Origin of the sequence: Nonomuraea sp. 10N515B (genome assembly GCF_052245915.1) — a bacterium.
In the GTDB taxonomy this organism is placed as follows: Bacteria; Actinomycetota; Actinomycetes; order Streptosporangiales; family Streptosporangiaceae; genus Nonomuraea.
Genome location: NZ_JBQQBQ010000068.1, coordinates 36,435 through 45,770, shown reverse-complemented (window position 1 = coordinate 45,770; position 9,336 = coordinate 36,435). Strand labels below are relative to the sequence as shown.

At 69.0% G+C, this 9,336-nt stretch carries 11 protein-coding genes and 3 pseudogenes; 8 read left to right on the top strand and 6 right to left on the bottom strand.

Annotated features, from left to right (window positions below; translation table 11 throughout):
- The 3 genes and pseudogenes from ACTWQA_RS49870 to ACTWQA_RS49860 all read right to left on the bottom strand — a co-directional run.
- Positions 1-235: pseudogene (locus tag ACTWQA_RS49870) on the bottom strand (sugar ABC transporter substrate-binding protein); the annotation flags it as partial.
- 173 nt (positions 236-408) lie between these two features.
- Positions 409-1,434, bottom strand: coding sequence for a Gfo/Idh/MocA family oxidoreductase (locus ACTWQA_RS49865; protein ID WP_443165851.1), 1,026 nt, complete (start codon positions 1,432-1,434; stop codon positions 409-411).
- A gap of 23 nt (positions 1,435-1,457) precedes the next feature.
- Entirely contained in the window at positions 1,458-2,240 is a 783-nt protein-coding gene (locus tag ACTWQA_RS49860) for a TIM barrel protein (RefSeq protein WP_443165853.1), read from the bottom strand.
- Between the two features lie 150 nt (positions 2,241-2,390).
- On the opposite strand from ACTWQA_RS49860, the gene ACTWQA_RS49855 reads away from it, so the two are divergent.
- The gene (locus ACTWQA_RS49855) at positions 2,391-3,419 is read left to right on the top strand and encodes a LacI family DNA-binding transcriptional regulator (RefSeq protein ID WP_443165850.1); all 1,029 of its coding nucleotides are present in this window, start codon (positions 2,391-2,393) and stop codon (positions 3,417-3,419) included.
- A 63-nt stretch (positions 3,420-3,482) separates the two neighbouring features.
- Here ACTWQA_RS49855 and ACTWQA_RS49850 read toward each other — a convergent pair whose 3' ends face one another.
- A complete protein-coding gene (locus ACTWQA_RS49850) occupies positions 3,483-4,220 on the bottom strand; it encodes an SDR family NAD(P)-dependent oxidoreductase (protein WP_443165849.1) in 738 nt (245 codons plus the stop codon).
- A gap of 130 nt (positions 4,221-4,350) precedes the next feature.
- On the opposite strand from ACTWQA_RS49850, the gene ACTWQA_RS49845 reads away from it, so the two are divergent.
- Both ACTWQA_RS49845 and ACTWQA_RS49840 read left to right on the top strand, forming a co-directional pair.
- On the top strand, positions 4,351-4,998 hold the full coding sequence (locus ACTWQA_RS49845) for a TetR/AcrR family transcriptional regulator (RefSeq protein ID WP_443165848.1): 648 nt from the start codon (positions 4,351-4,353) through the stop codon (positions 4,996-4,998).
- 384 nt (positions 4,999-5,382) lie between these two features.
- Positions 5,383-5,586 (top strand): annotated as a pseudogene (locus tag ACTWQA_RS49840) (ATP-binding protein); the annotation flags it as partial.
- Here ACTWQA_RS49840 and ACTWQA_RS49835 read toward each other — a convergent pair.
- Positions 5,555-5,788, bottom strand: coding sequence for a UBP-type zinc finger domain-containing protein (locus ACTWQA_RS49835; protein ID WP_443165847.1), 234 nt, complete (start codon positions 5,786-5,788; stop codon positions 5,555-5,557). The pseudogene ACTWQA_RS49840 and the gene ACTWQA_RS49835 overlap by 32 nt on opposite strands.
- A gap of 221 nt (positions 5,789-6,009) precedes the next feature.
- Between ACTWQA_RS49835 and ACTWQA_RS49830 the strand changes: the two genes are divergently transcribed.
- The 4 genes from ACTWQA_RS49830 (at position 6,010) to ACTWQA_RS49815 (ending at position 8,222) form a co-directional block, all read left to right on the top strand.
- Positions 6,010-6,762, top strand: coding sequence for an SDR family oxidoreductase (locus ACTWQA_RS49830; protein WP_443165846.1), 753 nt, complete (start codon positions 6,010-6,012; stop codon positions 6,760-6,762).
- Positions 6,763-6,852: 90 nt separating this feature from the next.
- Positions 6,853-7,179 (top strand): hypothetical protein, encoded by a 327-nt coding sequence (locus ACTWQA_RS49825; protein WP_443165845.1) that lies wholly within the window; start codon positions 6,853-6,855, stop codon positions 7,177-7,179.
- Between the two features lie 7 nt (positions 7,180-7,186).
- Positions 7,187-7,441 carry an alpha/beta fold hydrolase gene (locus ACTWQA_RS49820; RefSeq protein WP_443165844.1) on the top strand — a complete coding sequence of 85 codons (255 nt, stop codon included), beginning with the start codon at positions 7,187-7,189 and terminating at the stop codon, positions 7,439-7,441.
- 139 nt (positions 7,442-7,580) lie between these two features.
- Positions 7,581-8,222 (top strand): hypothetical protein, encoded by a 642-nt coding sequence (locus ACTWQA_RS49815; protein ID WP_443165843.1) that lies wholly within the window; start codon positions 7,581-7,583, stop codon positions 8,220-8,222.
- A gap of 36 nt (positions 8,223-8,258) precedes the next feature.
- Here ACTWQA_RS49815 and ACTWQA_RS49810 read toward each other — a convergent pair whose 3' ends face one another.
- The gene (locus ACTWQA_RS49810; protein WP_443165842.1) at positions 8,259-8,678 is read right to left on the bottom strand and encodes a sigma factor; all 420 of its coding nucleotides are present in this window, start codon (positions 8,676-8,678) and stop codon (positions 8,259-8,261) included.
- Between the two features lie 97 nt (positions 8,679-8,775).
- Between ACTWQA_RS49810 and ACTWQA_RS49805 the strand changes: the two are divergent.
- Positions 8,776-9,279, top strand: a pseudogene (locus ACTWQA_RS49805) (alpha/beta fold hydrolase); the annotation flags it as partial.
- Positions 9,280-9,336: the final 57 nt, after the last annotated feature.

Here is a 9,336-nt window from a genome sequence, read left to right as displayed (position 1 = left end):
TGATGTTGCCCTTGGCCGCCGCGGCCTCGGCGCCCTTGCGCACCAGGTCCCAGAACGTGTCGCCAGGAGCCGCGTGCGTGATGAAGGCGACCGTCATCGTCGGCGCGCCGGAGGCGGAGGCGGGCGCCGATGCCGCTTCGGTGCTCTGCTTGCCTCCGCTGGAACTGCACGCCGCCAACGCGAGCGCCATCATGCCGCTGGTCACCGCTATGGCGATTCTTGATGTGCGGGCCATTGTTCTCTGCCTTTCTGTCCGCCCCGGGCAGATGAGGGCGGGTCGGGGGTGGGCCGTGCTATCTAGCTGTCAGGTGCTGCCGGCGCCGTGTGCGCCGGCAACGCCTCGACCCCGCACCCCCCAGTGCGGGATCGTCAGCGGGAGACCGTGGATGATCGGCTGCCGCGGTGAGGTCACAGATGTTCGCGATCGCCGACGCGGACGGGGCCGCCGGTGGTGATCGACTCGATGGCTGCGAGGGCGATGGTCAGGGCTGCGCGGGCGTCCTCGCCGGTGACCGCGGGAGTGCGGCCGGTGCGGACGCAGTCGGCGAAGTCGGCGAGTTCGGCCACGTAGGCGTCGTGGAAGAGGTCCTGGTCGTAGGTGACGCACTCGGCGGCGACGCCGTCCGGGCCGTACGCGGTGAGGTGAGTCCTGCGGAGGTCGCCCATGGTGAGCATGCCGGCCGAGCCGAAGACCTCGCCGCGTACGTCGTAGCCGTAGACGGCCTGGAAGCTGGCCTCGGCCGTGGCGATGGCGCCGTTGTCGAAGCGGACGGTGACCACGGCGGTGTCGAGCAGGCCATCGGCTTTGAAGTCGGGCCGGACCAGGGCGTCGGCCATGGCGAAGACTTCGACGGCTTCGGCGCCGGGGTTGAGGTAGCGCAGGGTGTCGAAGTCGTGGATGAGGGTCTCCAGGAAAATCGTCCACGGCGGCACGCGAGCGGGGTCGGCCAGTTTCGGGTCGCGGGTGAGGGAGCGCAGGAGTTGGGGCGTTCCTATGGCGCCGGCGGCGATCTTGTCGTGGGCGGCCCGGAAGCCGGTGTCGTACCGCCGGTTGAAGCCCACCTGGACAGGCACGCCCGCTTTGGCGGCGGCGGTGATGGCGCGGTCGGCCTCGGCGAGCGTGACGGCCATGGGCTTCTCGCAATAGACGGCCTTGCCTGCTTGGGCGGCCGCTTCGACGAGGTCGGCGTGGGTGCGCGCCGGGGTGACGATCACCACGGCGTCGATGTCCGGATCGTCGAGCAACTCGCCGACGTCGGTCGTCACCTTGGGGCAGCCGAGCCGATCGGCCAGGCGCTGCGCGGCGCCGGGGACCGGGTCGGCCAGCGCGGCGAGCCGGACACCAGGTAGACGGTGGGCCAGGGTCTCGGCATGGAGGGCGCCCATCCGTCCGGCTCCGGCAAGGCCGACGGCGAGGGGCTGCTGGGTGGTCATGCGCGGTCTCCGTATGTCGGGTTTCAGAGGGTGAAGGCGGAGCGGAAACGCTCCAGGGCCAGGGCGCTGTCGCGGGAGGCCCACGCCTCCATCGCGACCGTGCCGTCATAGCCGAGGTCGGCCAGAGCACGGGCGACGGCCGGGTAGTTGATCTCCCCCGTCCCCGGCTCGCGGCGGCCGGGTACGTCGGCCACCTGGATCTCACCGATCAGGCCCGCGGCATGGGCCCGGCGGACCAGCTCGATCAGGTTTCCCTCGCCGATCTGCGCGTGGTAGAGGTCGAGGTTCATCCGCAGGCCTGGCCTGTCCACGGCGGCGACCAGGGCCAGGGTGTCGGCGGCCGTGGCGAACGGCACGCCGGGGTGGTCGACAGCGGTGTTGAGGTTTTCCAGGGTGAAGATCACACCGGCCCGTTCGCCCAGCTCGGCGAGGCGGGTGAGCGTGCGGTGGGCGGCCATCCACATCGGTCCGGTGGCGTCGCCGGTCACCGGCGTCACCGGCAGGCCTTTGTCGTCGAGGCCGGTGCCGTGCAGGTTGAGCCGGGGGCAGCCCAGCCGCTCGGCGGCCTTGACCGACTCCTCGGCGGTGCGCAGCAGCTCCGCCGCCCCCTCCTCATCGGTAAGGCTGCCGCGCAGGTAGCCGGTCATCGAGGAGAAGACGGCCCCCGTACGCACCAGCGTGGCCAGGTCGTGCCGGCTCCAGTCCCAGATCTCGACCTGGAACCCGGCGTCATGGATGCGCCGCGCGCGCTCCTGGATCGACACGTCCGTGAAGACCATCTCGGCGCAGACCGCCAACGTGTACATCGTCACCCATCCGTCTATAACGTTCTAGTCTTTTAGCAGTAGGCCAGCAGGCGGACCGCCTTGTCAAGGGTCCGCAGTGCCGGTGACTAGAACGTTGCAGTAGGGTGGAGCAGCGTCTTCATAGGACGGTTCCATCGAGGAGGGCAGCAAGTGCCACGAACCCCCGCGGGCTCGGAGGGGAGACGACCGACCCTGGCCGACGTCGCCGCACGGGCGGGCGTGTCCACGGCGCTGGTCTCCATCGTCATGCGAGGGGCCAAGGGCGCCAGTGCCGACACACGTGAGCGGGTGCAGCAGGCCGCGAAGGAGATCGGCTACCGGCCGGACGCTCGGGCGCGGCTGCTGCGCAGCAGCCGGTCACGGCTGCTCGGGGTGCAGTTCGGGCTCCAGCATCCGTTCCACACCGATCTGGTGGAGGGCATCTACGCCGCGGCCGAGCCGGCCGGCTACCAGGTCGCCCTCAGCGCCGTCACGGCCGGCCGCAGCGAACGGCACGCCGTCGAGACCTTGCTCGCCGATCGGTGCGAGGCCCTGATCCTGCTCGGCCCGCAGGCCCCGGCCGCCCAGCTGGCCGAGCTCGCGACCCAGCTGCCGGTCGTCTCCGTGGCCCGCCGGCTGCGCGGGACGACGGCCGGGGTGGACGTCGTACGGACCGCCGACGACGAAGGCGCCCGCCAGGCCGTCGAACACCTGGTGGCGGCCGGCCATCGCGACATCGCCCACATCGATGGCGGCCGGGCACCGGGCGCCGCGGACCGGCGCCGGGGCTATCGCACCGCCATGAGCCGGCACGGTTTGAACCGCTATATCCGGATCGTGCCCGGCGGGCTGACCGAGGACGATGGGGCGGCGGCCGCGCGCGCCCTCCTTGGCGGCGATCCCCGGCCGACCGCCATCCTGGTCTTCAACGACCGCTGCGCCACAGGCGTCCTGGACACGTTTCTGCGCGCCGGCCTGGCCGTTCCTGGCGAGATCTCGGTCGTGGGCTTCGACAACAGCCACCTGGCCCGCCTGGCCCACATCGACCTCACCACCGTCGGGCAGGACATCCCGCGCCTGGCGCGCCTGGCGGTGGAGCGAGCCATCGCACGACTGGAGGGCAAGCCGGTGGCCGAGAAGGAGATCGTCATCACCCCGCATCTCATCATCCGCGGCACCACAGCCGCCGCTCCCGTATAACCGCGCCGCAAACTCCGCAGGAGCAGGCCGAACGAGCCGGCCATCCATTCTCCTCGACAGCGCCTACCGGGTCTGGTCGGTGGGGCGGATGAGGATCTCGTTGACCGCGACGTGCTGCGGCTGGGTGACCGCGTACACGACAGCATTGGCGATGTCCTCGGGCTGCAGGGTGCGCATAGAGGTGGCCATCTGCTGCGCGGCGGCCCGCATCGTGGGGTCGGTGATGTGGTCGGCCAGTTCGGTGGCGACGAAGCCGGGCTCGACGACCACGACCCGCACGCCCTGGGCGGTGACCTCCTGTCGCAGCGCCTCGGAGAAGGCGGTGATGCCGAACTTCGTCGCCGCGTAGACGCCGCTGGCGGCCGACGCGACCCGGCCCGAGGTCGAGGAGACCTGCACGACGGCACCCTTGCGCTCCAGCAGGTGCGGCAATGCCGCGTGGACCGTGTACATCGACCCGAGGAGGTTGGTCTCGACCATGCGCGTCCATTCCGTGGTGTCCGCTCCCCCGATCGGGCCGGCGAGCATCACCCCAGCGTTGTTCACCAGGATGTCCAGGGCGCCGAAGCGCTCGACGGTCTTCGCGACCGCGGCCCGCACCGATTCCTGGTCGGTCACGTCGAGTTCGAGGGCCAGCATCTCGCCGGCCGCCTTGTGCACCAGGGCGTCCAGCCGATCGGCGCGCCTGGCCCCGACTGCGACTAGGGCCCCTTCCGCTGAGAGGGCCAGCGCAGTTGCCTCGCCGATGCCCGACGACGCTCCAGTGACGAGGGCGACCTTTCCGGCCAACGTGTTGTTCATGTTCTTCCTTTCCGAAGAAGCTCACCGGTTCCGCAGCCCGCTAAGCGGACCAGCCGGTCACCTTAGCTTAGCACCAAACCGGACCGGCTGGTCATCTTAGGAAGTACACTGATGAACGGGAGGGAGAGGCATGACTGGAACGACGTCCGCTGTCCCGTCGCGCAGTGACGCGGTGCGCAACCGTCGGCTGCTGCTGGACGCCGCGGCCGAAGCGTTCGCCGAGTGCGGAGCCGAGGTGTCCATCGGGGAGATCGCGCAACGTGCCGGGGTGGGGAAGGGGACGGTCTTCCGCCACTTCTCCTCCAAGGAGGAGCTGCTGGCGGCGATCATGCTCGGCATGCTCGACGAGCTCGTGGACACCGCCACCGCACTGCTCACGGCCGACGATCCCGGCCTGGCGCTGCGCGAATTCATGACCGCCGGCGTAGAGACCTTCGTCAGAGATCGGGCGTTCTGCGAGGTCATCGGGCGCCCGTCCCTGCAGAACGCACAGGTACGTGACGCGATCGATCGCCTGTGCGAGGCCGCGGAAGCGCTCACCGACCGCGCCCGCCAACAGGGTGTCGTCCGCCCTGATCTCACCGGCACCGATGTCGCCCTCCTACTGGCCGGCATCCAGCACACGGCGGCGCCGCTGCTGACCATCGAGCCGCAGGCGTGGCGCCGCTACCTGGAGCTGATCCTCGACGGCATCACCACCTCAACGGGGCGAAGCCTTCCGCATCCTCCGCCACGCCGCCTGCCTCTCGCGAACCCAGGCCCCGATCGGGAGCGCTGATCAGCTGGATCAAGCGCCCGCGTAGGGTTCGGCTCCTGCGTGTTGCGCCTCACCCCGCAAGATCGTAGGCAGCCACAACCGTGGACCAGGGTACGGACTAGCGTCTCCCCAGAGCGCGATGGACAGGCCTAGAAGGCGACCGTGATCGCAGTGGCATCAGCCGGGATGCCGTGTGCGCATGGAGTCGCGAGTGACCACGAAGTTGTTGGAGTCGCACAGAGACGACGCGGCGCAGACCAGTCCGACGGTCTCCGCAGCCGTTGACCCATTGATCAGCGAGTTTGACACGGCCGCTTCGGTGCTCGTCACCACACGGCCCCAGCTCTTGGCGGTCGCGTGCCGCGTCCTCGGAGAAGCGATCGAGGCCGAGGATCGGAGGGCAGCATGAACGCGCGTGAAGCGGAGGTCGGCGCCGCCGCCGAGTTCGGCCGTTACAGGTTGCGCGGACGACAGCCCGAGGTCGCCACGCTGCGGACCCACTTAGCCGCGCTGTCTTCCGGCAGGGGCGCGACGGTGCTCATCCAGGGCAGTCCCGGCATCGGCAAGACCCGCATGCTCACCGAGGCGCGTCACACGACGCGGTTGCCGGATAGGCGGTGGTCGCCCAGTGCGCGGCGGCGTGTATCCCGGGGGAGGTGTCACGACAGCCGACATGGCCGCAGGTCAGGCATTCACGCAGTTCCACCCATTGGCCCCCCGTCTGCAGGCACTCCTCACAGCCGTCGGCATGACCGGCCGGAACGGGCGAACGTGTCCCCTGCACATGGGGACACGAACGTGGGAGCTCCATGATCATGTTGCGCCTTTCCACGAAGTACGGCCCTGCGGATGAAACGCTCTCTTGCCGCATCGCCGCGCACATCGCACGAAGGCGTGAGTTCTGTGCCTGCCGACCGCTGCCTGGGTGGTCTCACAAGAATTTCGCGGTAGCTGTCACGAGTCTGGAGGGCTGTCTTGTCTTAGCTACGTCCGGGTAGCAGCACGTGCCCCGGTGGACAGAGAGGGTTGGACATGAGGATTGTGGTAGTCGGCGGGACCGGGCTGATCGGTTCGAAGCTGGTGACGAAGCTGGGCGAGCACGGTCACGAGGCGGTGGCGGCGGCGCCCGACACCGGCGTGAACACCCTCACCGGTGAAGGACTGGCCGAGGTGCTGAAAGGCGCGTCGGTGGTGATCGACGTGTCGAACTCCCCGTCCTTCGAGGAGAAGGCCGTGCTGGAGTTCTTCGAGACCTCCACGCGCAACCTGCTCGCCGCCGAAGCCGCGGCCGGTGTCGGTCACCACGTCGCGCTGTCGGTGGTGGGTACGGAGCGCCCGCCCGGCAACCCCTACTTCCGCGCGAAGATCGCCCAGGAGAAGCTGATCGAGAACTCGTCGATCCCGTTCTCCCTTGTGCACGCCACCCAGTTCTTCGAGTTCGTCCGGCGCATCGCCGACGAGGCCACCGAAGGCGACAAGGTGCGGATGGCGCCCGTGCTCTTCCAGCCCATGGCGGGCGACGACGTGGCGCAGGCGGTCGGACGGGTCTCGGTGGGCACGCCGCTGAACGGCCGCATCGAGGTCGGCGGACCCGAGCAGTTCCGGATGGACGAGTTCTTCCGCGACACGCTGGCGTCCTGGGGCGATCCGCGTGAGGTGGTCACCGACCCGCGCGCGCTCTACTTCGGGCAAGAGCTGCTGGAGCGGTCGCTGGTGCCGAATGACGGCGCCGCCCTTGGCACGATCCGCTACCGCGACTGGGCCGCCCAGAACGCCGGGAAGTAGCCCACGCGATGACCGTGGTCATCGCGACCCCGGCACGCCATACCGGCCGGACCTGCCCGGGGCCCGGCATCATGTGCCGCCTGGCGGTCGGTGACCATTCTGCGCTGGCAGGTCGTGGTCGGAGGCGGTGCTGAGCGAGACCGGCCGCCACAGGTCGAGCTCCTGAGCCACGTGCTCGAGGTGGGCTTCGACATGGGCGACGGCGTCGGCGCCGAGCTGCAGCCGCAGCGGAGGATCGTCGACGGCCAGGAGGTCGAGGATCGCTGCGGCTGCCTTGCCAGGGTGACGGCCGCCATGGACGCGCCGTACAGACCCGAACCGGCCGGGGCAGAGAAGCCGGCGGCCGAGCCGACGGCGATGACCCGCCCGGCCGTACCTGTACCGCTCCTACGACAACCCGCAGGGCCACTACCGTGACCAGGGCGTGGCCGCGTCGCCGCAGGCGCTCAACGCCGGTCTGACCACTTTGGCGCGCAGCGATCTGCGCAGCGAAATCGCGATTCCGCTGCCGACGCTGGTCATTCACGGTGAGCACGACGACATCACGCCGTTCCCTGCCACGGGCGAGCAGAGCAAGGGCAGCGCCGTGGAGGTCATCCAGGGCGCGCCGCACGGCTGCCACGCCACACACCCCTTGCGGTTCAACCGCACTCTGCTCCCATTCCTGGCGAACGCCTGATAGGCGCAGTCTGGCCAAGGGCGCTCATCAACAGGTATACGGTCGGCGAGAGAAACTCCGGCGCGGCCTCGAACCAATGGTCGTGTAGTGGCGTCCAACAAGATCACAGCACCAAAAAAGGGAGTCATGTGATCATCTGGTGATCCGCAAACGCGCCCCACGCTCCACGCAGCGAATCGACGTGACCTGCCTTCCCGAAGACGTCGTGGCGCTCATCGACGCCCTCGAGCCTGGTGAGAACGTGGTCCTCACGCGTGACGGCGCGTCGATCGCGACGATCTCCAGCACCATTGACGTGGTCCAAGGCGCCATCGTCGATCGCGACGCGCCAGCTGAGGCCAACGATCAAGCACCGATCGACTACGAGAGCGTGACAGTCGTGGCCACCGCGATGGAGCTGTCGACCGCGGCTCGGGTTGCGCTGTCCACCCAGCTCGGGGCGGACTACGTAGTGCTCGATATGCATGCGGCTCCCGCGACAACCGATGTGCTGCTGATACCTCCAGGCAGCCCACAGCTGATCGCAGCGCTCCGATCGATGTTCCCGAAAGCTCGCGTCATCGTCACCGAAATCGAGGACCACGAACTCGGAGTTCAGTACCACGGCCCGGTCCGACGGCTCCTTGACGCCGGCGCTGATGCGTATCTACCTCCGGCGACCCTCCCACACCTGGCCAGGCAGCTTGACTACACACTGAATCAGGGGCGCGAGATCGCCGGCGGGGCCGCGACACCACTGCAGATCGCACCGACCGTGGAGCCGGTAAATCCAGACGACTAATGCGGCTCCGTGGAAGTCCGTTGACGACGTTACCTGTCAGCGGTCCGACGACGGACGGCTCGAAGCAGGCTTCGCCCTCGAGTCGCCGAGCCTCGCGGACACGTCAGCGGCGAGAAGTTCCTCCAATTCGGCGAGATCGCCGTTCTGCGCCGCAGCGAGGAAAACCCGCACGAGACGCCGATGTGCCGCGGCGTCCACCGGCTGACGTCGCTCGGTGGCGATGTGTTCGTGGGCGCGCCGCATGAGCTGCCGCGCATGGTCTGCGCCCAAATGCACCGTTTCGACGAGCCAAGGATTGACGGACGTCTCTCGACGCCTCCGGGCGGACTGGACCACGTTGATGGCGAGCCTGGTGGTGGTCAGCGCAAGAAACGCGGGTGGACTGATGACGACCGAGCGGTCGGCGCGTTCCCACCGGAGCCACGCCTCCTGCACCACGTCCTCGGCCTCGCCCACGTCAAGTGGCCGACCAGGACAAGAGGCCCGTCCACGGTGGCGAGCAGGCTGTTGAGGTACGCGACGTCGGAGGCCAGGCCGCGCAGCGGGTTGGCCTTACGGCGGCTCGGTCGTGACCAACGCCGCCAACGCCGACCCCGACGTCAAGGCCCTCGTGTACGTCTCAGCCATCATCCCCGACCAGGGTGAGAGCGTCTTCGGCCTGGCCGGCAAGTACGAGGGCAGCAAGATCAACAACGACACAATCACGACCGTGCCCTTGGCCTCCGGCGACGCCGACGTCTACCTCAAGACCGAGACCTTCGCTGACATCTTCTCCGCCGACCTGCCCCGCTCCACCAGCGCGCTCCTCGCCGTCACCCAGCGGCCGATCACCTTCAGTGCGCTGAACGATCCCTCCGGCACGCCCGCCTGGAAGACCGTCCCGTCCTGGGCGCTGATCTCCCGCGACGACCACGCCATCCCGGTGCAGGCGCAGCGCTTCATGACCGCCCGCGCCAAGTCCCACACGGTCGAGGTGCCGGCCTCGCACGCCGCACTGATCATCGATCCCGGTGCGGTAACCCGTCTCATTGAGACCGCGGCCCGCGCAACCGACTGATCATTTCTCCATGGCCAGCCCCCGTTCGACGAGGGCTGGCCAATGCGTGCCAGACGT